The sequence below is a fragment of the Lysinibacillus fusiformis genome (assembly GCF_003049525.1).
Taxonomy (GTDB): Bacteria; Bacillota; Bacilli; order Bacillales_A; family Planococcaceae; genus Lysinibacillus; species Lysinibacillus fusiformis.
In genome coordinates, this window is sequence record NZ_PYWL01000004.1 from 258,606 (window position 1) to 283,651 (window position 25,046).

Sequence of the window (25,046 nt, forward strand, 5' to 3'; positions counted from 1 at the left end):
TGATGCATATGAACAACTAAATGGAATGATTACGGAAGAATTAATGAAGGGAGCATTCACATGATTGAAATTCAAAATCTAACCATTAGAACGATTAAAGACAATCGGACGTTGATCGATCAATTCCAGCTAAGTATTCAAAAAGGCGACAAAATTGTCATTATAGGTGAGGAGGGGAATGGCAAAAGTACATTATTAAAATGTATTTATAACGAAAAATTAATGACTGATTATTGTACGTTTGAAGGGAAAATTCAAAATGACGGCTACTTATTAGGTTATCTTTCACAGGAGCTATCGGCACAGGAAGAAATGTTAACGATCACTGAATTATTTTTAGATAATAGTTGGAATAAGGATCTGTTAATGGCCATGGATGATTTTAATATCCAATCCTTAGTTTCAGATCAATCGATTAGTGATTTCTCAGGAGGGGAACGATTTAAATATCGTTTTTTAAAATTACTCTCCATGAATCCTGATGTTCTGTTACTGGATGAACCGACAAACGATTTAGATATAGGCACAATAGATTGGTTAGAAGCGTATATGCAGCAAACTACGATTCCTATCATATTTGTATCGCATGATGAAACATTTATTAAAAATACGGCGAATGCTATTATTCATATGGAGCTTACCAATCGCAAGCAAATACCCAAATATACATTTTCAAGAGAGCCCTATGAAACATACCTGGCACATCGGGAAAACGAGCTACTCAAACAAGAGCAGGTAGCGAGGAAGCAAGCAGCCGATTATAAAAAACAAATGGAAAGGTGGCATGATGTTTGGAATAAGGCAGAGCATCAGCATCAAAATGTAGCTCGCTCGGACCCGAGATTACAGAAGAAAGTAAAATCATTAAAAAATCAAAAGCAACGAATGGACAGAGCTACAGAGAATTTTTTCGAGATTCCAACTGTAGAGGAGGCAAGCGAATTCCGATTCGATTCCTCTATCCATATACATCGCCATAAAAAAATTCTAGAGCTATCATTGGAAACGCTTGAAATAGCAAACAAACAGCTTTCCCAAAATATAAACTTATCGATCATTGGACCAGAAAAGGTTGCGATTATTGGCGAAAATGGGGTAGGGAAATCAACCTTGCTAAAAAAGATATTGGACACGTTGAAGGACCGTTCTTCATTAACAATAGGATATATGCCGCAAAATTACGAGGATTTATTGGACCCAAATCAAACACCTATTCGTTTTTTAGAAAAAACAGGTGATAAGGAAGCGATGACGAAAGCTTTTACTCATTTAGGGAGCATGAAATTTACGAGCGATGAAATGCAGCAAAAGATTGGCCAGTTAAGCGGTGGTCAGAAGGCTAAGCTGCTTTTGTTAAAGATGATTATGGACGGTTGTGAACTATTAATTTTGGATGAACCAACGAGAAACTTTAGTCCTTTGACAACGCCAGTACTGTGTCATGCATTAGCCCAATATGGTGGCGCCATTATTAGTGTTTCTCATGACCGCCGATACTTAAAGGAAGTTGTATCAACCATTTACGAATTAACGAACGTTGGCTTAATCAAGAAATAAGCAATAAAAAAAGTCGATTCTCTGTAAGCAAAGAATCGACTTTTTTTCAAAAAATATATGTAGAACACATTGAAATCAACAATAGCTTATGGTAAATTTATAGAGATAGACGTTGTATAATTAACTTACCACGTACTTTCCCTATTCTAATTATACAATATACTCTATTCTTTCGTCAACAGTTTTATTACTTAGTTTTTAAAGGGGTGGTTGCTATGAAATCAGCAAAGGCACTACAACAGATGGGAGGAAAAAACTACTCAGCTCATTGACGAAGAAGTCCATACCTAAAAAGACAATCGAAATTCTCAAGAAAATGAAAAAGATAAAAGAAAGTAGGATTGATACTACATGTCGGAGAATACCATTTCTGCCCAGACAAAAGCGCCATACGGCATGATTGCCATTTTATTTATTGGGGCATTTGTCGCAATTTTAAATGAAACATTATTAAACATTGCTCTCCCAGCCATTATGACGGAATTTGATGTAAATGCTACTGCCGTACAATGGCTTTCCACAGGCTATATGTTGATTAACGGTATTTTAATACCGGCAAGCGCGTTCTTTATTCAACGTTTTACGGATAAAAAGCTATTTATTACCGCAATGGCCTTATTTACACTAGGTACATTCCTAGCAAGTATTGCACCAGCATTCGGTGTATTATTAGCGGCACGTATGATTCAAGCTGCAGGCTCAGCCATAATGATGCCTTTACTAATGAATGTTATGCTTACTGCATTCCCAGTTGAAAAACGAGGCGCAGCGATGGGGATGTTTGGTCTCGTGATGATTACTGCTCCAGCAATTGGACCTACGCTTTCCGGCTGGATCATTGAACATTATAGCTGGAGAATGTTATTTGATATTGTTTTACCAATTGCTATTTTGACATTAATCTTTGCAGCCTTTAAATTGAAGGATGTGACACCACAACGTGCCATTAAGCTTGATGTGATATCACTCATTCTATCGAGTATCGGATTCGGCGGACTGCTTTACGGCTTTAGTTCGGCAGGGGAAAAGGGTTGGGACAATGTACTTGTCTATGGAACAATCATTATCGGAACGATTGCTTTAATTACCTTTGTCCTTCGTCAATTTCGTATGGATGAACCAATGCTTGAGTTTCGTATTTTCAAATATCCTATGTTTGCCTTATCATCGGCAATTTCCATCGTCATTGCTGTGGCTATGTTCTCCGCAATGATTTTAATGCCTATATATGTACAAACGATTCGTGGTATTTCACCAATGGATTCAGGTTTATTAATGCTACCAGGTGCAATTGTGATGGGGATCATGTCGCCAATTACCGGGAAGCTCTTTGATAAATATGGCGCAAGAAGCTTAGCCGTATTTGGATTAATTATCACGATTGTCACTTCTTATTACTTTAGTAAAATAAGTATGGATACGGCTTATTCGACACTTGTTCTTCTATATACATTACGTATGTTTGGAATGTCGATGGTTATGATGCCCGTTATGACAAATGGTCTGAATCAGCTACCAGCGCATAATAATCCACACGGAACAGCAATGAATAATACTCTTCAGCAAGTCTCAGGTGCCATTGGATCAGCTGTATTGATTACAGTTATGAACAATAAAACAACTGCCAAAGCAGAAGAAATAGCGGCTAGTGCCATGAATAATATGAGTGCCAATGCACAGACATCTACACAGGGGGCCGCTGAACTAAAACAACAAATCATGAATGAAGCCATGCTCCATGGTATCAATTACACCTTCTTTATTTCAACATTGATTGCGGTGATCGCACTCATTCTTGCATTCTTTATTAAAAGAGTTAAACCAAATCAAGAACATATGATGCCTAATGAGGATGCTGAAAAACAAGTAGAAGTGAAATAAGTAGGGAAACGGGTGTTGCTTATGTTAGCAACACCTGTTTTTTAGTTTTAAGACGATTAAAAATCTAATTGACTGAACTGATGGAATATAATGATAGTTATAATAATTAAATTGACATTGGAAATTGATTACCATACAATTTGATTGATTCGTCACTCATTTTTTGACAGGTGCTTCTAAGTTTACGATAGATGAAAAAAGAATTCTAAGCTTAATTACAAAAAATCTAACTACCAAGGTTAGTGGGGAGCATGGATGGATAGTGATGTTTTCTAATTAAAACTTTAAAAAGTAATTGAATAGAAGGTTTTTTGCCATAAAGCTCAATAAACTAAGGAGAAATTAATTTGAAGATTGAAACCATATATGACTACGAAATAAATGGTTCATTAAGAGCCAAATTACAATATTTATTAACAGAATGCTTTACTGAAGATTATCCAAAAGAAAGGATTTACTTTAAGCAATTACCTCAATTTAGATTCATAGCAACGGATGACAAAAATGAACTTGTTGGTCAGGTTGGCTTGGATTATAGAATAATGAATTTAAATGGGAAACCTATTAGAGTTCTTGGCATTATCGACTTATGTGTATCAAAAAATCAGCGTTCGCAGGGAATAGGTTCATTGCTACTCTCGAAGATAGATGAATTTTGTAAAGGAAAGTCAGTTGATTTTTTACTCTTGTTTGCAGATAACAAAAAATTATACGTAAATGCAGGATTCAAGTCTGTCAATAATGAGTGTACATGGTTAAAAATAGACCATAAAAATCAATCAACATATGGAATAGGGCATGAAAAAATTAATGAGCTTATGATTAAAGAAATAGGTAATATAAAATGGGAAGATGGCAAAATAGACTTATTAGGCTATCTTTATTAAGCTAAGTCCCTTACTAAAATAAAACAACTTTAAAAGTCTTGTTACTTAAGCAGATGTAACAAGACTTTTATTTGTAATCACTGGAGTTCAATTTAATTGATCAAACGTTTTTTTAATTTAAACATCGTTTTAAAAAAATTATCGATATAACGCAATCATTTGATTGGCGATATACTCTGAACTAAAATGAATGCCATCTTTGAGCCACCACATAATGATGCCTAGTACCGACGAGGCGAGTATATCCATAGATAGTGTTACTTCTGTCGGATCCAAACATTCCCTTTCGCGCTTAATCACAATCATGTCTTTTAACATTCTATGGAATTTTCTTTTGAAGCCAGGATGTTCAAAAAGAACAGCTAAAATTTTTCGATGCTTATAAAAATAATCTAAAAAGGTCATTAATTTTTCTTGATTATTTAAATTGTCGATTTGTAAGGTAGGAGAAATTTTCAACGACAGGTCGTCAAAAATATCGTACACAACTTGCTTTAATAAATCATTGATATCTATAAAATGCAAATAAAAGGTAGCACGATTTAGCTCAGCACGCTGGGCTATTTTTTGTACGGTTAGTTTTGTAATGTCTGGATCTTCAATTAAAATTTCTACTACAGCTTCTTTAAACACTCGTTTAGACCGAATAGCTCGGGGATCTTGCTTCTTCTGTGACGTCAATGTTATTCTCCTTTATCTATTAAATTCTATTTTATTAATAGTTTTTATAAATATGTTGTTTAATTAACACTTCTTGAAAAATTGTAAATAGGCATCAAAAAATAAAAATGTTATTATCTATTTTATTGACAGTGTGTTAATAAAACAAGTAGAAAGAGGAATTTTAGCATGTCGGAATTCATCAATAAAAAAGTGTTGTTAACCGTCTTAATTATAGGCTGTTTTTTATCGACACTGAATCAAACATTGTTGAATGTAGCGTTGAGTAATTTGATGGAAGTATTTTCAGTTTCAGCTACAACTGTACAGTGGTTATCTACTGGCTTTATGTTAGTGAACGGAGTATTAGTTCCCATTACGGCATACTTAATGAAACGTTTTTCTACACGCCAATTATTTATTAGCTCCATGCTATTTTTATTAATTGGTTCGATTTTTTGTGCATTGGCACCGAACTTCGCTATGTTGTTAATAGGGCGTATGGTTCAAGCAGTTGGCGCAGGAATTATTATGCCACTGCTAATGAGTATCGTCATGTTTATTTTCCCACCTGAAAAAAGAGGCAGTATGATGGGGTTAATAGGGCTTGCGATGATTTTTGCTCCAGCAATTGCCCCCACATTAGCAGGCTTTATTATTGATTATTATTCATGGCGCTGGTTATTTATCGGCCTTATTCCATTGGTGATCATCACCATTTTATTAGCCGTAAAATACTTGATAAATGTCTCAGAAACAGCCAAAACAAAATTAGACGTAGTGAGTGTTATATTATCAACTATTGGTTTTGGTTTAATTTTATATGGATTTAGTAATGCAGGTAGCCATGGCTGGGATGATAAGGTGGTCATCAGTACGATCTCTGTAGGGATCGTAACAATTGCGACATTTTGTTTAAGACAAATAAAATCTAATGATCCGCTTCTAAATTTATCCGTATTTCAAAATAAAGTATTTACGTTAACGTCCATCATCAATATGATTGTCACAATGATGATGTATGCGGATATGATTTTATTACCAATCTATTTACAAAATGGGAGAGGATTTACGGCATTAGACGCAGGTTTATTATTATTACCTGGTGCACTTGTAAATGCCTTTATGTCTCCTGTTACAGGAAAAATATATGACCGTTATGGAGCGAAGCCGTTGTTTATCATTGGTTTAATTTTCATCATACCTTCTATGTGGATTGTTACAGATTTATCAGAAACTACATCTTTTACTTTTTTAATGATCCGTACCATTTTCCTACGTATAGGTTTGAGTTTTATTACGATGCCTTTGAACACAGCAGGTTTAAATGCCTTGCCGAAAACACTTGTCACACATGGTACCGCAGTTAATAATACGTTGCGTCAAATTTCGGGTGCGATAGGAGCTGCTGTGGTCATTACCATTTTTACAGCACAAACGACAAGTCATGCGAAAAGCTTGCTTGTAGAAACACCCAATGCTACGGCTGAAATGGTTCGTACACTAGCTTCCATCTTAGGCTCCAGTGATGCCTATTATTTCATGACCATCTTAGCGATTATCGCATTTATTTTAACGCTATTTGTTCCCTCTAAAAAAATGATGCAACAAAACGGTTAAGAAGGCTTTGCGATGGAGTCGAGCGGGGGAAGGGGAGCTTGAAATTTAAAAAAATGGCGTTTCATCTATGTGAAACGCCATTTCATGTTATTGAGTTAATCGTTGGATAAATGCATCTAAATGTTCGATTGTCACATTATCGTTCACACCAAATAAATTATCACCTTTACCTACCGTAATTTTATTGGATGCAAGAATGGATACATAGCTGTTAGCCCAATGTGATCCTGGAACATCTACAAAGTTTTCTGTTGCGCCCTGTTGTTTTAAGTTGAATGCTTCTACTAACACTTTTGATAATTGACCGCGTGTAATAGGTGAACCTGGATTGAATTTCCCGTTTTCATCACCAGTAAATACACCGATTTTTTTAAGGGCTTCAGCAGCACCTGCATATTTAGAACCTGGCTTTACATCAGGAAAACTTGAATTTGTATGACTAGTATCTAATTGTAGCTTCTTAGCTAATTTAAGAGCGACTTCTCCACGTGATGAATAAATAGTAAAGTCTATTTCAGCATCTTTTACCTCTCCATAATCAGAGAAGCTCGCAACACGTTTTGCCCCCACGTAACGAGATCCCCAATAATAGGGGTCATTGATTTTATCAATTTTAACCCCTGAACTTGTAGTAGCCGAAATAAAATTGCTGTCACCTATGTAAATGCCAACGTGTGAAACACCGCTTCCCGAAGTATTAAAAAATACGAGATCGCCAGTCTTTAAATTGTCTTTAGCAATAGAAGTACCTTGTTGATATTGAGCATTTGATGTCCGTTCTAATGAAATACCTAACTTAGAAAATACTAATTGTGTATAGGCAGAACAATCAACACCTGTCTTAATATCTGTACCTCCATATTTATAAGGAGCCCCAATATATGCTTTTGCTGTATTTGTTATATCTGTATATGTAGCTGCTTGCGCATCGTGAATACCTATTCCTGTAAAGAACATAAAAGATGCAAAAATCGGTAGTAATATTTTTTTCTTCAATTAATCCTTACCCCTTTCAAAAAGCCATCGCTTTTGAACTAAAGTAAGAATATCACGAAACGGTTAGGAGTTATTTTTCAATAATATTACTGATTAACACTTTCCTATGATTCTGACATGTTATTTTTAATTGTGTAATGTATCTGCAATAATTATGGTCAATTTTACTAAAAATATATGAATTAATTGGATATTAAGGGATATAAGAGCTATTAATTATATTTATGCTAAATGTGGATGCATTCGATAATTAATATCTCTTGCTAGAATAATATAAAAAGTTGAGATGTAATAATGAATCATCGTTATAAAAATAGGAGGGCATGGAATTATGGTCAATTTAGCTTGCTTAAGGCTATCAACAAAAGTATTCTTAGTAAGATTATTGCCCAGCGGCAAATGTGCCATCTTAGGTGAAGAATTTGCAATAGATAATAACTATTCAAACTTAATAGGTTTGATCAAGGCTACATATTAACTTATTCATTTGAAAGGCAAAGTTAAAGAGAGTTATATTGATTTCATCGCAACTTTAGCATCCATATATAGATCGAATCAGTCCGATCATCTTAGGATTACCAGGGCTGATTTTTTTGTGCAGAGAGCAGAAAGGGAAAGTAATCCTCATTTAGATAAAGCGTATTTCTAGTTATTTTAAATAGTAGCTTTAGTCAAAAACATGTAATGTCGATTCTGTTTTTGTTTAAAGTGAACAATGTTATTTAAAGGCTCCTATCCTACAATGAAATTAAGCAATTAACATAATAAAAAATAAAAAAGGAAGTGATTGAAAACGAAAGTATCTGCTTTTTTTGTGCAAAATGTTCAAAAAAAATTTTCCTCTTCTTACTGTGAAATAACAGTTTGAAGAAATGTATCTCTCTTCTATAAATCTATGGAAACTAGTTAATCAACAGACGTATTCAAAAACAATAGGAAGGAATTGATTGAAATGTTAGTCAAATTATTAGAACCATTAAATGTCTCAGATTCGATCATTGAAAAATTAGCGGAGCCGATCAAACAGGCTGGTCATGAATTTGTTTATTACAACGAGAAAACAACGGATCGTGCAGAATTAGCAAGACGTAGTGAAGGTGCAGATGTAATTATGATTGCTAATAATCCTTATCCTACAGAAGTAATTGATCAAAATGCCAATTTAAAATTAATAAATGTAGCCTTTACAGGTGTAGATCATGTAGGTATCGGACAAGCGAGAAACCAAGATGTTATGATATGTAATGCAGCTGGATATGCGAATCAAGCAGTTGCTGAATTAACAATTGGTTTAGTGTTAGATGTGTATCGTCATATCACTCAGGGTAATAAAGATATCCATGCCGATAATTTCCCAGGAGCATTCCAAGGTAGTGAAATTAAAGGAAAAACAGTTGGTCTGATTGGTACAGGTAAAATTGGTATGATGACTGCGCGTTTGTTTAAAGCATTTGGCGCAAAAATAGTAGCTTCAGACCAATCTAGAAGAAATCCGGATGCTGAAGTTTTGGGTATCGAATACATGGAATTAGATGAGTTATTAGCACAATCTGATATTGTGTCATTACATATACCACTACTTTCGAGCACAAAAGGATTAATCTCTAAAGAAAAATTAGAATTAATGAAGGAATCAGCTATTTTAATCAACTGTGCACGAGGCCCAATTGTTGATAATGATGCATTAGCAGATGCATTAAATGAAGGGCGAATTGCAGGAGCGGGTATAGACGTATTTGATATGGAACCGCCTATTCCTGGGGACTATAAACTATTACAAGCCAAAAATGCGATTTTAACACCTCATGTAGGCTTCCTAACGAATGAGGCAATGGAATTACGGGCTAAAATTGCATTTGATAACACAATGGCATTCTTAGAAGGAAAACCTCAAAATATTATTCGCAGATAATCATTTTCTGATAAACGCTAAATAACGTGGGTATAGTTTGAAATTCGAAACAAGGAGAAAATACAATGACATTAAAACAATTAGCAAGAGAAGATTTAAAAAATCGTATTTTCCATTGGCCTGATATTCAAAAGTTTAGAGAAGAAGAAGCGACAAAACATATTTTTTATGAAACACCTAATACTGTTGGAGCTATATGGTGTATGCGACCAGGACAAACTTTGCCACTTCACTCACACGAGAAAGCTGATGATATTTGGGTTGTTATTGAAGGGACAGCAGATTATTATCCAGAATGCGGTAAAATGGTTCAAATTAAAGCTGGGGATGTTGTAGTTTCACGTGCGGGTGAAAAGCACGGAATGACTAATAATTCTAGTAGAGATTTCGTCATGTTAGGGTTTGCAGGTCCGACACCGATCGGCTTTATAGCGCATAAACATCATTAAGTTAACTATCACGTCTGTTGATTAACTAATTTTCATAGTAAAAAAAGATTCCTCCTTGTAGATGCATTATCTACTACGGAGGAATCTTTCGTGCGATCACAAAGGATTGTCACACCTGAGTAAAATTTTATTTTACAAAATAGGATTTGAGCAAAGGTGTTTCCACGTAGATGGCGATTGGTCCGATTACCTATAGGGTAGTCGGGCTTATTTTTGTTTATTCGAGTCTTCCTTATTATGAGGAGAGTTTGCAAAGGTACAAAAGCACTGAGCATGGATCGGCAAATGAGAATGTCATAAGTCATGCTTTTATAAACAGTTCAAACATAGGCTTTTGTCTGATATGTGCAATGCTAGTTCTGTTTTTGTCGAAAGTGAACAATGTTATTTACGGAATCATAACCTAAAATTAAATTAAGCACTACATAAGTACAAAAAAAGAAAAATGGGAGTGTCATATTATGGGACAAACAGTTAAGAATGACCCGAATTATTACAAAAAAATCATTTTTGCACTGTGTTTAGGTTGGGTAGCTATTTGGATATATCGTACAATACTTACACCAATATATCCACAAATTCAAGAATCGCTTGGTAATATTAGCGATACTCAAGTAGGACTTATTGCTTCTATTTATTTCTTTGCCTATACTGGTATGCAAATTCCATCAGGAATACTCGTTGATAAATTTGGACAAAAACGAGTATTAATCCCTGCATTTATCGTTTTTGCATTAGCAGCATTCGTCATTGGATCAAGCACGACAATCAATCAAGTTTATGTAGGTGCCTTAATGGCAGGTCTTTCGACTGGTTCATACTATGGTGCGGCTTTCTCTTTATCAGCTAAATATATGCCAAAAGATAAGAAAAGCTTTTCCAATGCGATCATCAACAGTGGTTCGGCATTAGGGATGGTTATTGGTCTAGTAGGCTCATCTGTATTAGTAGCTGGCCTTGAAATCCAATGGAATTACATGCTTTATATTATAGCAGTCTTAATAGTAGCTGTAACAATTGTGTTTGCGTTATTTGTTAAACAAGACAAAAAAACAGCAACAAATGAAACATCTGAAGATGAGAAAACAACACAAGACACTGTATCTCAAGGCGTAGAATTATTCTCTGTAAAAAAATTAATTATTTATTTCGTCTATTTTGCAACATGTTATGGTTATTACATGATTGTGACATGGTTACCATCATTCCTAGTCGCAGAAAAAGGATTTGAACAAGGTTCAGTAGGATATGTAGCTGCTCTAGTTGCAGTCACAGCAGTACCTGGTGCATTGATATTTTCTAAGTATATTGACAAAAATGCACATATGCGTCAGAAATTAATTATCTTCTTGTTAATTGGTGCAGCCGTAACCATTAGTTTAACTGTATTTGCACCTAACCCTTCTGTCCTTTATGCAGCATTAGTTTTATACGGTTTATTAGGTAAACTTGCCATTGATCCAGTTTTAATCACATATGTAACGGATTCAGTACCTTCCAACAGCATGGCCAAAGCACTAGGTATCTTTAACTTCTTTGGAATGACTTCATCAGTTATTGCGCCAACTCTTACAGGTTATATTGGTGATCTCACAGGTTCGAAAGTATTAGCATTCTATATTGCAGCAATACTACTTGCAGCAGCAGCGATTTTATTCTTCCTTGTCGTGATGTTGAAAGAGAAGAAAGCAATCAAACCCCTAACTAATGAATAAAGTAAAACTACCTATCAGTGGAGGATTAATACATCTCCCGCTGATAGGTAGTTTTGTTTTTACTGCCCAAAGGCAGAGAGGTCTTCCCGTGAAGAAGCTAATTCTGTGAGTAGGAGCTACTATATTTGCATACTCATAATTGAGGTGGGGAAGCAAGTGTTCCGGTAAAATAGGCAAAAAGAAATCCCGCTAAAAAGCATCCATCACAGCTTTTTGGCGGGATTATTGATTTTAAAAATTTACTTTTTCTGAAGCAAATAATGCTAATCGTAGATCCAATGAAATATCAGGCGATTCGATAGACTGACCTAAAATCTCTTCACATTTTTTAATACGATATTTTACCGTATTCCGATGAATAAATATATCTTCAGACGTCTTTGTCAGATCACAATGATTCGCCAAATAGATTTTCAATGTATGTTTTAATTCTTTTTCTTTGGTCGTTTTCGGATAGGCTAATGAACCTAGTGTATACGTGATAAACGGTTTTAATTTATTGGCTGGAATGAGTTGTAACAATTCTTCTACACTTTTAGATTTATAGAGTTCTATAAATTCAACTTTACTATTTTCAGACTTATGATCAAAAGCTTCATTCGCTTCAAAATAAGAGAGTGGTAACTGTGAGAATTCAGTAACTTCATTACCAATACCGAATGACATTGTGCTATTAAAAATTTTTTGATACTCTTTTTGGATATATTTGCAGTAATCTAAATAATATTGATGTTTAGTTTGTAATAGAATCGTAAATCGATGATTACCTGGAGACCTATACACACTGATAGCAGGATCAATGTCAGTAAATTTATGTGTTAGCCATTCAAAAGTCATTTGATAGCGCTCATTCAAATAGATATTATTTTCCACATCCCTTTCTTGATCAATCGCACAAACGATCACTTGATAGAAATTGGATGGTTGAATAAGGTGCTTTTTTAAAAACTCAGGGTGCTGTTTGACTGAAATAAGATTATCAGGATGTTCAGACATCAATGTTTCGAAAAATCGGTTTACATCTTGTTGTTCCGCTTCTTTGATTTTACTATTTTTATAAATGGCAAGACTGAGTGTATTTACAGCTTGTTCTATGGCAAGCAAACTAAATGGATAAGTGAGTGTATTAACATTTGAAACCATCAAATAATACGGAAAATATTTAAATGCTGGAACTTCAAATATAATATGTTCTTCTTGGAAAGACGCTTTATTATTAGGTGAAATTTGCTTGGAATTCACACATCTTTTAAAATAACTAAGATTTTTCTGAATTTGTTCTGAGTGTTCTTGGAAGTGATGGCTCATCGATTTAATTTGATGAAAAGGATTTAAGAGCATCACAGGGACTCTAAGGAGTCTGCTCATTCGTTCAATCATCATATCCAAGCTCAAACCTCTCATAAGCATTTTATTTAATTCTTGTTGGATATCTAATGCAAAATATAACTTTTCAGTTTCTTCATCCAAGATATAGGATGATATATGATGCGTAATGGATCCGAGATTCCAACTATCCGGGATTCTAATAATGGGGAATTTTAACTTGTTTGCATATTCTATTACTTCATCATCAATTTTTTCTAAAAAGCGCGATAATTTAACGCCTATGCCAGCAACTTGTATATCATTTAATTCTCGAATGAGATCCTTTAATCCGGATTGGTCGTGTTGATAACACATACCCGTAGTGACGATAAATGAATGAGGGGCTGTGAAATTTTTAATATCAGGCGTTTCTGTAATATCGACCATTTCTACTTCTCTTTCTAAATTTCCCTCATCATTTAATAATGTTAAATCAGAAAATTGTTGGACAGACATGATTTCTTTTAATGTTGTCATAAGAATCATCTCCTTTATATTTGTTAGAAAAATCCAAAATATGAATTTATGTAAAATGCTACAAGGATAACCGATCACTCTGATTGTATACTATTTTTGAATGTTATTATACGTATAATTCTTTATTTCGAAATAGTAAAAGAGAATCCTATGCTTGAACTAGGTCAGAATTCTCCGTGATGCTTTGTTTTTGAAAATCGGATTACAGCAAGGATAGCATGCTAAAGTAACTTGAACAAAGAAGTTCACCTTTGCACAACTAAACTCTGTTAGGAATAGCTATGTTAGAAAGAAGTGACAACAATGTGAGATCAACCATACAAACCACTTGGAACCAAAATAGTGAGTGGCATCATAGCCTTTCTTCCTGTACTCCTATTTCTACTTAGTTTAATAATCTTTAAATTAAAAGGGATTGATGCAGCAGCAGCCGTTAATCAAATCGGGAATGAGTCAAATATTTTTCACCTACTTGTATCATGACACTCGGGCTATTGTTTATCTTTTAATCATTTTAATAAGGTATACCACATGGAAAATCTAATTGTTTACATAGATTTACTATGTGGTTTTTGTTTTTTAGTAAGATAGAATTGATCATTTACTTTACTCACAAGCCTCCTTAAACCCTTTCCATAATCGATAGCTACGTTCTTTTTTACATCGAGCTAGTTGCTCCTTATCAAAATTTGTTTGTCTAAAGTGCATAAAAAGACCATCCATTATTGTTTATTGTGTCAATGAATGGTTATGGGGTAGGACCTATAATAAATGTGAAGAAGGAAGGAGTGAAAGAGGTATGGATATTCAATCAACTTTTGAATCGTTAGATAAGAAATTCACAGGTTTTGGTGGCTTAGAACAAGGTGGAATTACACGACTTTTATATTCTCAAGAATGGAATGATGCAGTTCGAGAACTGGAAAAAGCATTCAAAGAAGAAGGGTTAGAAGCAAGCTTTGACGATATCGGGAACTTAACTGGGCGTCTTGTTGGCAGTAAATATCCGGAAGAAACCATTTTAACAGGATCACATATCGACACAGTAGTGGAAGGTGGTCATCTAGATGGCCAATTCGGTATCTTAGCAGCACTAGCGGCTGTGAAATATTTAAAAGCTAAACATGGCCAACCACTACGCTCATTAGAAGTATTATCCCTTGCAGAAGAAGAAGGTAGTCGGTTCCCTTACACATTCTGGGGTAGCAAAAACTTCTTTAACTTAGCTAAAAAATCGGATGTTGACACAATTGCAGATGCTGAGGGCATTAAGTTCGAAGACGCGATGCGTAAATCAGGCTTCGATTATCGTAAAACTACTGACGTTCGTAATGACATCAAAGCATTTGTTGAAATTCATATTGAACAAGGTAAAGTGTTAGAGACAGAAAACAAAACAATCGGTGTTGTTAATGGCATTGTTGGTCAAAAACGCTTCACGATCAACTTAAAAGGGGAAGCAAACCACGCTGGTACTACGCCAATGTCATTACGTCGCGATACAGTTGTTGCCTATAGTGAAATTGTCTCAGATTTAACAAAACGTGCTAGAGAAATAGGGGAACCACTTGTATTAACGTTCGGTCATATCACACTTGTACCAAACACAGTAAATGTAGTTCCTGGTGAAATTACATTCTCAGTAGACTGTCGTCATATTGATCAGCAAATATTAAATGATTTTGCAGCAGAAATCGAAGACAAAATTAGATTAGTCGCTGAAGCAAATAGCATGACTTACGACATTCATTTATGGATGGATGAGGCACCAACATTGATGGACAAAAAAATCGTTCAAATCATAGAACAAGCAGCAAAGAGCAATGTAGGGAATCAATATAAAGTGATGCCATCTGGTGCAGGACATGACTCACAAATCTTTGCTCAATATGTACCAACGGCGATGTTGTTTGTACCTTCTATTGGTGGAATTAGTCACAACATTAGTGAAGAGACTAAGATAGAAGACCTTGTTAAAGGTATTGAAGTATTAAGTGATGTACTTTATGAACTAGCATATAAAGAATAAAAATTATAAAGAATAAAAATAATGAAAAAGGAGCCAGATACTTATGGGTTACATAAATCAAGTTCAAGGATACAGAGAAAGTTTATTAGAAACACGTTCAGTCATTAAAAAAGACAATTATGCGGTAATTACACCGGATGGTCTAGTTAATAATGTTGTACCTGGTTTCAAAGATTGTGACGTAACAATCTTAGGATCCCCGCGTTTAGGTGCAAGATTTGTAGATTACTTAGTAACTGTAAAAAACCAAGGTGGAAACAAAACTGGTTTCGCTGGTGATGGTATTCAATCTTTTGTATACGTCGTTTATGGCAAAATCAATGCGTTTGCAGATGGTAAGCGATACGAATTAACAGAAGGTGGGTATTTATATGTGCCTCCACACTTACAGTTAACTTTTGAAAATAATAATAACGGTGAGGATAGCCGCTTATTCTTATATAAAAAACGTTATCAACCTCTTAAAGGATATACACCAGAAGTCGTTACAGGTAATGTGAACGACATCGAACAAGAGGCATATGAAGGTATGAAAGAAGTATTAATTCAAGACTTATTACCAAAAGAAATTGGATATGACATGAACATTCATATTCTTTCATTCAAACCAGGTGCTTCACATGGTTACATTGAAACACACGTTCAAGAACACGGCGCTTATGTTTTAAGTGGGCGAGGCATGTACAACTTAGACAATGAATGGATGCCGGTTGATAAAGGTGATTATATTTTTATGGGCGCTTATGTACCGCAAGCAACCTATGCAATTGGTTTAGATGAACCATTCTCATACATTTATTCTAAAGATGCAAACAGAGATATTGATTTATAAAAAGGGAGTATATTATCTCCGATAGCTATCCAAAGATAAATTAGGCATCTTAGTTACAAAAGAATTTCTTAAAAAAATTCTAGATTATTTAGAATCTGAAACAAAATATTAATTAAATGAGGAGTAAACAAGATGCGTGTATCTAAAGAAGAACTTTTTAATCTAATGAAACAAAAGTTTATGAAAGCGGGATTAAATGAAGGAGCGGCACATGATGTTGCAGACGTATTAACATACGCTGATTATAGAGGTATTCACTCACATGGGGCTGTACGTGTTGAATACTATTCTGAACGGATTGCAAAAGGCGGTATTACAACCAATCCAAACTATACATTTGAACAAACAGGACCAGCATCTGCGGTCTTTAATGGGGATAATGGTCCAGGTCACCAAATAGCAAAACAAGCGATGGAAAAAGCGATTGAAATGGCTAAAAAATCAGGTGTTGCCGTTGTTGGTATGAAAAATATCTCACATAGTGGTGCATTAGGTTACTTTGTTGAAATGGCAGCAGAGCAAGATATGGTTGCTCTAAGTATGTGTCAATCAGATCCAATGGTCGTACCGTTTGGCGGAACTGAACCTTATTTTGGGACAAACCCAATTGCTTATAGTGCACCGTCTGCTGATGACCGCATCATTACATTTGATATGGCGACTACTGTCCAAGCATGGGGCAAAATCTTAGATGCAAGAAGTAAAAATGCATCGATCCCAGATACATGGGCTGTGGATGCTACTGGTGCACCTACGACGAATGCAAGAGATGTTCATGCACTCGTGCCAATTGCAGGTCCAAAAGGATACGGCTTGATGATGATGGTAGATATTTTATCAGGTAGTCTTCTAGGAGTCCCACATGGTATACATGTGTCTTCTATGTATCAAGACTTAACTAAAGGACGCGATTTAGGTCAAATTCATATCGTCATTAACCCTGCTTATTTCACAGATTTGAATGCTTTCAAGCTACAAATTACAACAATGCTCAATGAATTAAAAACACAGCCAGCGGCAGAGGGCTATGGAGAAATTTATTATCCAGGTGAACGCGGTGTATTAAGAAGTAAAGAATATGATAAGGAAGGTATTGAAATCGTAGACGACATTTACAACTATCTTGTGTCAGACGACGTTCATTACGATCGTTATCATGGAAAAAATAGATTTGCAGAATAATAAATTGGAGGATCATCATGTTATACACAATTATAAAAGAAAACACTTATAAAGACTCCATCGTGTTAATGCTTTTATCCAACAAGTTGTCTGCAATTGATGGTGTAAACAAAGTTTCGATCATGATGGGAACACCAGCGAACAAAGACATTTTTAAATCTTCTGGCTTAGGCACGGATGAATTAGAAAAAGCAAAGCCAAATGATATCGTCATCGTTGTAGATACAGATCAAGAAGAAAAAGTAGACGAAGTGAAAGAAGAAGTAGAGATCGCTTTAAAAGGTGATTCAGATTCACAAAATACGTCTAAAGGTCAAGAAGCTCATAACTGGAAACGTGCAATGGAGCTTGCGAACAATCCAAATTTAGCATTAATTTCAATTCCTGGTCAATATGCTGCAATGGAAGCGGAAAACGCATTGAACGAAGGTTTACATGTATTCATGTTTAGTGACAATGTTTCAAAAGAAGACGAAGTGAAACTGAAACAAAAAGCGCATGAAAAAGGTTTATTAGTGATGGGTCCAGACTGCGGTACGGCACTTATTCACGGCGTCCCTCTTGCTTTTACCAATAACGTAAACGAAGGTGATATCGGTATTGTTGGGGCATCAGGTACAGGGATCCAAGAAGTAACAACAATTATTGACCGTTTTGGTAAAGGTGTTACAAACGCTCTTGGTACAGGTGGACGTGATTTATCGACGGAAGTTGGTGCCATCACGATGTTAGATAGCATCAAAGCGTTAAATCAAGATCCGAAAGTAAAAGTAATTACAGTGATCTCCAAACCACCTGCAGAGGAAGTACAACGCAAAGTATTAAATTTATTAAGAAATATTGATAAACCAGTTGTTACGCTATTTTTAGGTGACAAACCTTCGTATCAAGAAGAGAATATCTATCATGCTTACACACTTGAAGAAGCAGCAGTTGTAGCTGTCCAATTATCAAATGGTGACAAACCGAATTTTGAACCAACAACAGCCGATGTAAACGTTGTATTAAAAGAATCACAAGTTGGTATTAAAGGTTATTATTCGGGCGGTACTTTGGCATCTGAGGCGGCTATGCTAGTGAGAGATGCTTTTAAAGATACAATGACTGAAGAGAAAAGCGAAAGCTATGTTTTAAAAACAAACACTCATGAAATCATTGATTTAGGTGATGATGTTTATACAAAAGGTAAACCACATCCAATGATTGACCCTGAAAAACGTATCGAAATGCTTGAAAAATCTATGAACGACCCTGAAACTGCAGTCATTATGATTGATAACGTGATCGGTAACGGTGGTCATGAAGATATGGCTAGTGAACTAGCACCAACAATCAAACGTATTTTGGATAGTGCACGTCAACAAGGTCGTCAACTTGCAGTGCTTGCAACGGTTGTAGGTACAGCACAGGACATTCAAGGGTACGATAAACAAATTGCCATTTTAAAAGAGAGTGGTGCAATTATTTGTAAGACAAACGATCAAATGGTCCGCACAGCTATCCAACTTGTAGGCGGTAAAGTGGAACAACCAATTACTGATGTACAAAAATTTAACTATACAGAAGAAAGCTTAGTAGTGGATGAGAAAATTATGTCCTTTATCAATATGAAACCAAGCGTTATCAATATTGGACTAAAAAGCTTTACGGAAGCTGTTCAAAACAGTGGCTCAGAGTGTGTTCAATTTAACTGGCGCCCAATTGCTGGTGGCGATGAGAAGTTAATGAAAGTACTTCAATTCTTAAACTATTATGAAGGAGGTACAATCTAATGGGATACAAAACAATAAATGAAGCGAACGAAGCCGTTATCCAGAAGATCATAGCAGCGGCACCATTTTTAACGGATGTTGTACCTGCTAAATCTGTGATTCCTGAATTAGAAGAGTACGTGTTATTACATGCTGGACCTCCAATTAAATATGAAAACATGACAGATCCTATGCAAGGTTCCTGTGTTGGCGCAATCCTTTTTGAAGGATGGGCAGAAGACGAAAAGAATGCACGAGAATTACTTGAAAACAATCAAATCAAATTCATTCCATGTCACCATGTAAATGCAGTTGGACCAATGGGTGGTATTACTTCACCTAACATGCCAGTCCTTGTTGTTATTAACAAGGAGAGTGGTAACGAAGCGTATTGTCAAATGAACGAAGGGATTGGTGCCGTATTACGCTTCGGCGCTTATAATGAGCAAGTCATCAATCGTTTACACTGGATGAAAGATGTATTAGGTCCCGTATTAAGTAAAGCCCTAAAAACACTTGATGGAGGCTTGAACGTCAACGTATTGATTGCTAAAGCTATTGCAATGGGTGATGAGTTCCACCAGCGTAATATTGCAGCTTCACTTGCATTTTTAAAAGAACTATCTCCAATCATTTCTTCATTAGATGACGTTGAAAAAGATCAACGTACAGAAGTAATCCAATTCTTAGCTGACACAGACCAATTTTTCTTAAATATTGCTATGGCAACTGGCAAAGCGATGATGGATGCTGCACGTACAATCGAACACGGTACAGTCGTTACCGCAATGTGCCGAAACGGTGAAAACTTTGGTATCCGTATTGCTGGTATGGGAGACGAATGGTTTACTGGTCCTGTGAATACCCCGCAAGGATTATATTTCACTGGTTACTCAGCAGAAGATGCTAACACAGATATCGGTGATTCAGCGATTACAGAAACAATCGGTGTCGGAGGTATGGCGATGATTGCAGCACCTGCAGTAACACGCTTTGTTGGTTCGGGTGGATTTAATGATGCACTTGAAACAAGTAATCAAATGACAGAAATCTGTATTAGCGAAAACCCGAACTTTGTCATCCCAACTTGGGACTTTAAAGGCGCATGTTTAGGTATCGATGCACGGAAAGTTGTTGAAACAGGGATCACACCAGTTATCAACACTGGTATTGCCCATAAAATTGCGGGGTACGGACAAATTGGTGCCGGTACAGTACATCCGCCAATCGAATGTTTTGAGAAAGCTATCACAGCATATGCTCAAAAGCTAGGATTTAAAGGATGATTTTACAAGCAAGTGCGGTTGGTTCAATCGCACTTCAATTATTGAATGATGAAAAAACCTTTACCGTGCACAGTATGTTTGAAAAAGGTTTAAATATGGTTGATCAAGATGGCGAATTGATATTTGTTGGTACAGATGAAAATGGGACATTTCCGTTTGGGATCTTACTTGATCCTCAAACGCGACAAACTGTAAAGACCAATATTAAGGTAGGCGATACATTAATGTTTCGCAATAATCGTCTTTTTCATAATCGCTTCCAAATGGTGTTTAATGTAAAAATAATACCGTTAGATATGGATTTTGAACATGCAAATATAAATAAATTGAAAGAAAATTTTCAATACATTTCCTTTACATCCTATGAATCATCAGATTTTGAACGAGCACGTGTATTATCCTTGATTAATCGTTTACAAGATCCAACGCAAAATCTTGACAAGACATTCCGTTATTTTATTGGGCGTGGACATGGTTTAACGCCAACAGGTGATGATATACTAGTCGGCATATTGTACGGACATTTTATTAAAAATTTTATCGAACATAAGCATCTAGAAACACTAAAAGCACTTATCAAGGAACCTTTAACAACCATTGTCAGTAAGCGTTTCTTAACCTGTGCTATAGACGGTGTATTTAGTTCGAAGATTACAGCATTGCAACATGATCCATCTTTAGAAAGCATGAACAGGCTTATAGAAGTAGGATCATCTTCTGGAATGGATACGTTATATGGCATCTACTTGTCATTAACTAAGGAGTGAAAGAAATGGGAAAAAGTGTAGTTATTGCTTTAGGTGGTAATGCCATTTTACAGCCGAAACAAGAAGCAACTTATGATAATCAATTCAAAAATGTAGTGTCGGCAACAGGCCATATGGTAGAAATTCGAGAAGCGGGTCATAATATCGTCATTACACATGGTAATGGTCCGCAAGTGGGGAATATCATTGCCCAAAATGAAGCTGCAAAAAATGTAGTCGAACCACTACCAATTTATGTTTGTAACGCAGAATCACAAGGTTTCATAGGTTATATGATGGAAACAGCTTTAAAAAACCATATGAAAGAACGTGGCATTACTACAAATGTGGTTACATTGCTAACGATGGTTGAAGTGGACAGGGATGATCAAGCTTTTAAAAATCCGACTAAACCAATCGGTGTATTTTTCTCAGAAGAAGAAGCACATCGTTTAGAAGAACAAGGCTTTACTATGGCAGAGGATGCAGGGCGGGGATATAGACGCGTTGTCCCTTCACCAGAACCAAAAGTGATTCACGGAATAGATGAAATTAAACGTTTAATTGATGAAACGATTGTTATTTCTTCTGGTGGTGGTGGTATACCAGTATATCGTGAAGACAGTGGTCAATTACATGGTATTGAAGCAGTCATTGACAAAGATCGGTCAGGATTAAAGCTAGCACAACAAGTGAATGCGGAAGTTTTCATGATGCTAACAGATGTACCAAATGTCTATATTAATTTCGGTAAAGAAAATGAGCAAAAGCTAAGCCACATTACCGTAGCTGAAGCTGAACGGTATGTTGCAGAAGGACAATTCCCGGCAGGTAGTATGTTACCTAAAATGCAAGCAGCTATAGAGTTTGCAAAATTAGGGAAAGAGTCAATCATTTGTTCAATCGATCAAGCAGTAGCTGCATTAAATGGAAAAGCAGGTACACGAATAACAAAATAAGTTTAAAGTATGGTTCAAGGACCATCATCCATTAAGTTTGCAAAGTCATGACGTGAGTAATCACGGACTATAGACGTTGCAAACTTTTTGACTTTCTTACTATTTTTTTACAAAACCTTCATTAAGCAAACGGGCTCGATTCTGTAGCAAGAATTGCGCTTTTTCTTTTTTTGAGGGGGATTTTATAGTGTATGAAAACAGTGATTTATTAGTTATTAGTGTATATTTGGGAAAAATCTGATAAAATTTATATAATTATCATAAGAAGGAGGCAGAATATTATGAAAATCGCTAACATATTTAACGGGGTGAATCTATTTTAAGGGATGAGCGTAGAACAAGGAAAAGTTGTCTTTTTTACGGATAAAAAAGATTAAGTTGAACGTCTATTTCTGAAATAATTGGTACTAATCAATAGATTAATTAATGGAATAAGATGATTCAATAGAAAAAAATTAATAAATACTGGAGGGTTGCCCATGGATAAAAATGAATTAATATCACTATTCCACAAAGAACTTCGACAAGAAGCTCAAGTAAAAGGTTACATAAGAGAGGAAACGGGGCATGTCGTGCGCCACATTTCACAGTTTGGTGAAAATGGGTTCATTGTCTCATCTAATGTAAACGAAGGCAATGTAAGAGAAATTATTAAGAACGAGTTAAACTATTTTAGTAACTTTGAGCAGGATTTTGAGTGGAAAGTATATAGCTACGACAAGCCTGATAGTTTGAAAGATATTCTTAAACAAGAAGGATTCACAATAGATGATCCTGAAGCACTAATGGTCATGAAGTTAGATAATCAGCACCCCTTGCTTAACAATGATCAACACTTCGACTTAAAGGAAATAACGGATGAACAAGGCATTCAAGACATTATTGTTCTAGAAGATGCCATCTGGAATGTACCGCATGCTGAGCTGGGAGAAAGACTTTGGAGAGATAAACAGAATGATCCTGAATCCCTATACCTTTATGGAATTTATGAAGATGGTCAGCTTGTAAGTGCTGCTTGGATGTACTTAGAGAAAAACTCCTCCTTTGCTAGCTTATGGGGAGGTTCAACGCTACCGTTGTCCCGAGGAAAAGGTTACTATACAGCGCTTTTAGCAATTCGAGCAAAAAAGGCATATGAAAATGGGCATCCTATCCTTACGGTTGACGCCAGTCCGATGAGTAGACCTATCCTAGAAAAGTGCGGTTTTCTATGTCTTGCATACTCTTATGGCTGCCAGTCACCTTCTACCAAGTAGTAGGGCCTCATATTAAAAAACTAGCGAATAGAAGCTCGTAGGATAAGTTCGTCAGGTAATCCTAATCCTGGTTGAAATTGTAGTCGATGGAGTTTATGTGCGCAGAAAGGGAATAAATGCTATCAGTGTTCAAGGAGAGAATCACTGAACACCCTTATCCAAAGTGTTAGCAAAAAACCTATTGAAGGAAGTTTAACAATTAATCCAATAAAACCATTGCAGAAGAATTCTGGTCAATCCATATGACTACGGTAGCAGCAGTGACGTTTTATTCAGATAAAGATAGCTGATAGTTATGACGATTGACTTCGTTATTGAATAAAAAGTGTTCGATTTTTTCGAATAAATCTTTTAATAGCATAGCAATTACTATGTGGAAAATTTGTTTATTACAAATGAAATAGTAATAAACAACATGGAGCCGATAGGGCAGACTAATGGAATTAAGTTTAGTATTTTTTTAAAACTACATCAAGTTCTATGTGTAACATATCGCTTAAAAAGTGCAAAATACCTCATGAAGCAACCCGTCCTAGATTAGAACGGGTTAGTTTCACGGAAATTATAAAATTAAATAATATTGTCTTTTTATATTACTTCATCTGGTGGTTGTGTCTTTCTCCAGCCATAAAACTGCATGACGTCTTTTGATCATATAAATCATTTCAATTCCCACCTTTCATGTTTTTTAATGAAGAAAATTAATATTGACGAAGACGAATATAATTTTCTACTTTTCTTCGGTTCTCTTCAAAGATTTTTTTCGCATTTTCGTTATGAAGTGCTTTCTCAAGAGAGTTCTCACGTTTTGTAATAGTTATCGTGAGAGCAAAAAAGTTTAATATCATTTATGATCACCTCCTTAAATTACCATGAAAAATGAAAAAACCGTAGAGAGACTCCCCCTACGGTGAAAAAAGGCACAAAAATACCGCAGGGGCACACTTCTCCCTGCGGTATGGGTATGCTAAATTACAAAAAACTTAAGCGATCCATTCCGAACTGGTCGAATGTGTGATTTTCATTTTTACTTTAGTTGTGGCTAATAATGACATCAATTTAACGATACGGATCATTTCATTCGACCTCCTTAAGAATTTTATGTTTACTTTGTAAGTATAGCTATATTTAAGGTGTTTGTAAACATCTTTTACTAAGATTTCCTGATTATTGAAGCGAGAGCCGTTTTTGATGTGACAGGTATAAGGGGAAATCCAAATCAAATTCTACTGGGGGATGGCTCCAAAATGAAAAAGCATTAGCAATTCACATTGAATAGGGTATCCCATACATTAATAAGAAGACTAAGTGATATGTATCGTCGGAGCTAAAAGTATGGACACGCACCAACATTTTTAATGTCAATGGACTACGAACAAGTTCGTTTAATCACAGCTCAATTTATCAGATGATGGAAGAAGCGGCAATACTAGTGGAATTGGAGTTACCCTAAACAGTATATGCAATATAAATCTTGCCAATC

Annotated in this window: 20 protein-coding genes; 16 read left to right on the forward strand and 4 right to left on the reverse strand. The window is 35.6% G+C overall.

Annotation, left to right across the window (positions count from 1 at the left end; genetic code table 11):
* Positions 1-60 precede the first annotated feature (60 nt).
* From C9J29_RS12520 to C9J29_RS12530, 3 genes are all read left to right on the forward strand, one after another.
* Positions 61-1,557, forward strand: a complete 1,497-nt coding sequence (locus tag C9J29_RS12520) for an ATP-binding cassette domain-containing protein (protein ID WP_107922258.1) — start codon at positions 61-63, stop codon at positions 1,555-1,557.
* Between the two features lie 351 nt (positions 1,558-1,908).
* Positions 1,909-3,438 carry a DHA2 family efflux MFS transporter permease subunit gene (locus C9J29_RS12525; protein WP_089986527.1) on the forward strand — a complete coding sequence of 510 codons (1,530 nt, stop codon included), beginning with the start codon at positions 1,909-1,911 and terminating at the stop codon, positions 3,436-3,438.
* Positions 3,439-3,785: 347 nt separating this feature from the next.
* Positions 3,786-4,325 (forward strand): GNAT family N-acetyltransferase, encoded by a 540-nt coding sequence (locus C9J29_RS12530; protein ID WP_107922259.1) that lies wholly within the window; start codon positions 3,786-3,788, stop codon positions 4,323-4,325.
* Positions 4,326-4,463: 138 nt separating this feature from the next.
* On the opposite strand, the gene C9J29_RS12535 is transcribed toward C9J29_RS12530, so the two are convergent.
* On the reverse strand, positions 4,464-5,006 hold the full coding sequence (locus C9J29_RS12535) for a TetR/AcrR family transcriptional regulator (RefSeq protein ID WP_089986525.1): 543 nt from the start codon (positions 5,004-5,006) through the stop codon (positions 4,464-4,466).
* A gap of 168 nt (positions 5,007-5,174) precedes the next feature.
* Between C9J29_RS12535 and C9J29_RS12540 the strand changes: the two genes are divergently transcribed.
* Positions 5,175-6,605: a DHA2 family efflux MFS transporter permease subunit gene (locus tag C9J29_RS12540; RefSeq protein WP_090001492.1), complete on the forward strand. Its 1,431-nt coding sequence runs from the start codon at positions 5,175-5,177 to the stop codon at positions 6,603-6,605.
* Between the two features lie 87 nt (positions 6,606-6,692).
* Here C9J29_RS12540 and C9J29_RS12545 read toward each other — a convergent pair whose 3' ends face one another.
* Positions 6,693-7,601 carry a C40 family peptidase gene (locus C9J29_RS12545; protein ID WP_090001490.1) on the reverse strand — a complete coding sequence of 303 codons (909 nt, stop codon included), beginning with the start codon at positions 7,599-7,601 and terminating at the stop codon, positions 6,693-6,695.
* Between the two features lie 331 nt (positions 7,602-7,932).
* Here C9J29_RS12545 and C9J29_RS24345 point away from each other — a divergent pair, with 331 nt between their 5' ends.
* The 4 genes from C9J29_RS24345 (at position 7,933) to C9J29_RS12560 (ending at position 11,677) form a co-directional block, all read left to right on the forward strand.
* Entirely contained in the window at positions 7,933-8,079 is a 147-nt protein-coding gene (locus tag C9J29_RS24345; protein ID WP_170110034.1) for a hypothetical protein, read from the forward strand.
* A gap of 474 nt (positions 8,080-8,553) precedes the next feature.
* Entirely contained in the window at positions 8,554-9,513 is a 960-nt protein-coding gene (locus tag C9J29_RS12550; RefSeq protein WP_107922260.1) for a 2-hydroxyacid dehydrogenase, read from the forward strand.
* A gap of 65 nt (positions 9,514-9,578) precedes the next feature.
* Entirely contained in the window at positions 9,579-9,962 is a 384-nt protein-coding gene (locus C9J29_RS12555; protein WP_107922261.1) for a cupin domain-containing protein, read from the forward strand.
* A 461-nt stretch (positions 9,963-10,423) separates the two neighbouring features.
* A complete protein-coding gene (locus C9J29_RS12560) occupies positions 10,424-11,677 on the forward strand; it encodes an MFS transporter (RefSeq protein WP_107922262.1) in 1,254 nt (417 codons plus the stop codon).
* 231 nt (positions 11,678-11,908) lie between these two features.
* Here the strand turns inward: C9J29_RS12560 and C9J29_RS12565 are convergent, their stop codons facing one another.
* Positions 11,909-13,522, reverse strand: a complete 1,614-nt coding sequence (locus tag C9J29_RS12565) for a PucR family transcriptional regulator (RefSeq protein ID WP_107922263.1) — start codon at positions 13,520-13,522, stop codon at positions 11,909-11,911.
* Positions 13,523-14,321: 799 nt separating this feature from the next.
* On the opposite strand from C9J29_RS12565, the gene allC reads away from it, so the two are divergent.
* From allC to C9J29_RS12605, 8 genes are all read left to right on the forward strand, one after another.
* A complete protein-coding gene (gene allC / locus C9J29_RS12570; protein ID WP_090001487.1) occupies positions 14,322-15,551 on the forward strand; it encodes an allantoate deiminase in 1,230 nt (409 codons plus the stop codon).
* A 43-nt stretch (positions 15,552-15,594) separates the two neighbouring features.
* Positions 15,595-16,383, forward strand: a complete 789-nt coding sequence (gene allE, locus C9J29_RS12575; RefSeq protein WP_107922264.1) for a (S)-ureidoglycine aminohydrolase — start codon at positions 15,595-15,597, stop codon at positions 16,381-16,383.
* 132 nt (positions 16,384-16,515) lie between these two features.
* Positions 16,516-17,565 carry an ureidoglycolate dehydrogenase gene (gene allD / locus C9J29_RS12580; RefSeq protein WP_008177548.1) on the forward strand — a complete coding sequence of 350 codons (1,050 nt, stop codon included), beginning with the start codon at positions 16,516-16,518 and terminating at the stop codon, positions 17,563-17,565.
* A gap of 17 nt (positions 17,566-17,582) precedes the next feature.
* Positions 17,583-19,337, forward strand: coding sequence for an acyl-CoA synthetase FdrA (locus C9J29_RS12585; protein ID WP_008177546.1), 1,755 nt, complete (start codon positions 17,583-17,585; stop codon positions 19,335-19,337).
* The gene (locus C9J29_RS12590; RefSeq protein WP_090001485.1) at positions 19,337-20,602 is read left to right on the forward strand and encodes a YlbE family protein; all 1,266 of its coding nucleotides are present in this window, start codon (positions 19,337-19,339) and stop codon (positions 20,600-20,602) included. The genes C9J29_RS12585 and C9J29_RS12590 overlap by 1 nt, the downstream gene beginning before the upstream one ends.
* Positions 20,599-21,369, forward strand: a complete 771-nt coding sequence (locus C9J29_RS12595; protein ID WP_008177542.1) for an oxamate carbamoyltransferase subunit AllH family protein — start codon at positions 20,599-20,601, stop codon at positions 21,367-21,369. The genes C9J29_RS12590 and C9J29_RS12595 overlap by 4 nt, the downstream gene beginning before the upstream one ends.
* 5 nt (positions 21,370-21,374) lie before the next feature.
* Positions 21,375-22,307 carry a carbamate kinase gene (gene arcC / locus C9J29_RS12600; protein ID WP_090001481.1) on the forward strand — a complete coding sequence of 311 codons (933 nt, stop codon included), beginning with the start codon at positions 21,375-21,377 and terminating at the stop codon, positions 22,305-22,307.
* A 479-nt stretch (positions 22,308-22,786) separates the two neighbouring features.
* Positions 22,787-23,563 carry a GNAT family N-acetyltransferase gene (locus C9J29_RS12605; RefSeq protein WP_008177538.1) on the forward strand — a complete coding sequence of 259 codons (777 nt, stop codon included), beginning with the start codon at positions 22,787-22,789 and terminating at the stop codon, positions 23,561-23,563.
* Positions 23,564-24,264: 701 nt separating this feature from the next.
* Here C9J29_RS12605 and C9J29_RS12610 read toward each other — a convergent pair.
* Entirely contained in the window at positions 24,265-24,411 is a 147-nt protein-coding gene (locus tag C9J29_RS12610; protein ID WP_008177535.1) for a YrzI family small protein, read from the reverse strand.
* Between the last annotated feature and the right edge of the window lie 635 nt (positions 24,412-25,046).

Excerpts from the sequence above, each read along its gene's own strand:
- C9J29_RS12520 (WP_107922258.1), top strand. The coding sequence starts at position 61 with ATGATTGAAATTCAAAATCTAACCATTAGAACGATTAAAGACAATCGG.
- C9J29_RS12525 (WP_089986527.1), top strand. The coding sequence starts at position 1,909 with ATGTCGGAGAATACCATTTCTGCCCAGACAAAAGCGCCATACGGCATG.
- C9J29_RS12540 (WP_090001492.1), top strand. The coding sequence starts at position 5,175 with ATGTCGGAATTCATCAATAAAAAAGTGTTGTTAACCGTCTTAATTATA.
- C9J29_RS24345 (WP_170110034.1), top strand. The coding sequence starts at position 7,933 with ATGGTCAATTTAGCTTGCTTAAGGCTATCAACAAAAGTATTCTTAGTA.
- C9J29_RS12550 (WP_107922260.1), top strand. The coding sequence starts at position 8,554 with ATGTTAGTCAAATTATTAGAACCATTAAATGTCTCAGATTCGATCATT.
- C9J29_RS12555 (WP_107922261.1), top strand. The coding sequence starts at position 9,579 with ATGACATTAAAACAATTAGCAAGAGAAGATTTAAAAAATCGTATTTTC.
- C9J29_RS12560 (WP_107922262.1), top strand. The coding sequence starts at position 10,424 with ATGGGACAAACAGTTAAGAATGACCCGAATTATTACAAAAAAATCATT.
- C9J29_RS12565 (WP_107922263.1), bottom strand. The coding sequence starts at position 13,522 with ATGACAACATTAAAAGAAATCATGTCTGTCCAACAATTTTCTGATTTA.
- allC (WP_090001487.1), top strand. The coding sequence starts at position 14,322 with ATGGATATTCAATCAACTTTTGAATCGTTAGATAAGAAATTCACAGGT.
- allE (WP_107922264.1), top strand. The coding sequence starts at position 15,595 with ATGGGTTACATAAATCAAGTTCAAGGATACAGAGAAAGTTTATTAGAA.
- allD (WP_008177548.1), top strand. The coding sequence starts at position 16,516 with ATGCGTGTATCTAAAGAAGAACTTTTTAATCTAATGAAACAAAAGTTT.
- C9J29_RS12585 (WP_008177546.1), top strand. The coding sequence starts at position 17,583 with ATGTTATACACAATTATAAAAGAAAACACTTATAAAGACTCCATCGTG.
- C9J29_RS12590 (WP_090001485.1), top strand. The coding sequence starts at position 19,337 with ATGGGATACAAAACAATAAATGAAGCGAACGAAGCCGTTATCCAGAAG.
- C9J29_RS12595 (WP_008177542.1), top strand. The coding sequence starts at position 20,599 with ATGATTTTACAAGCAAGTGCGGTTGGTTCAATCGCACTTCAATTATTG.
- arcC (WP_090001481.1), top strand. The coding sequence starts at position 21,375 with ATGGGAAAAAGTGTAGTTATTGCTTTAGGTGGTAATGCCATTTTACAG.
- C9J29_RS12605 (WP_008177538.1), top strand. The coding sequence starts at position 22,787 with ATGGATAAAAATGAATTAATATCACTATTCCACAAAGAACTTCGACAA.
- C9J29_RS12610 (WP_008177535.1), bottom strand. The coding sequence starts at position 24,411 with ATGATATTAAACTTTTTTGCTCTCACGATAACTATTACAAAACGTGAG.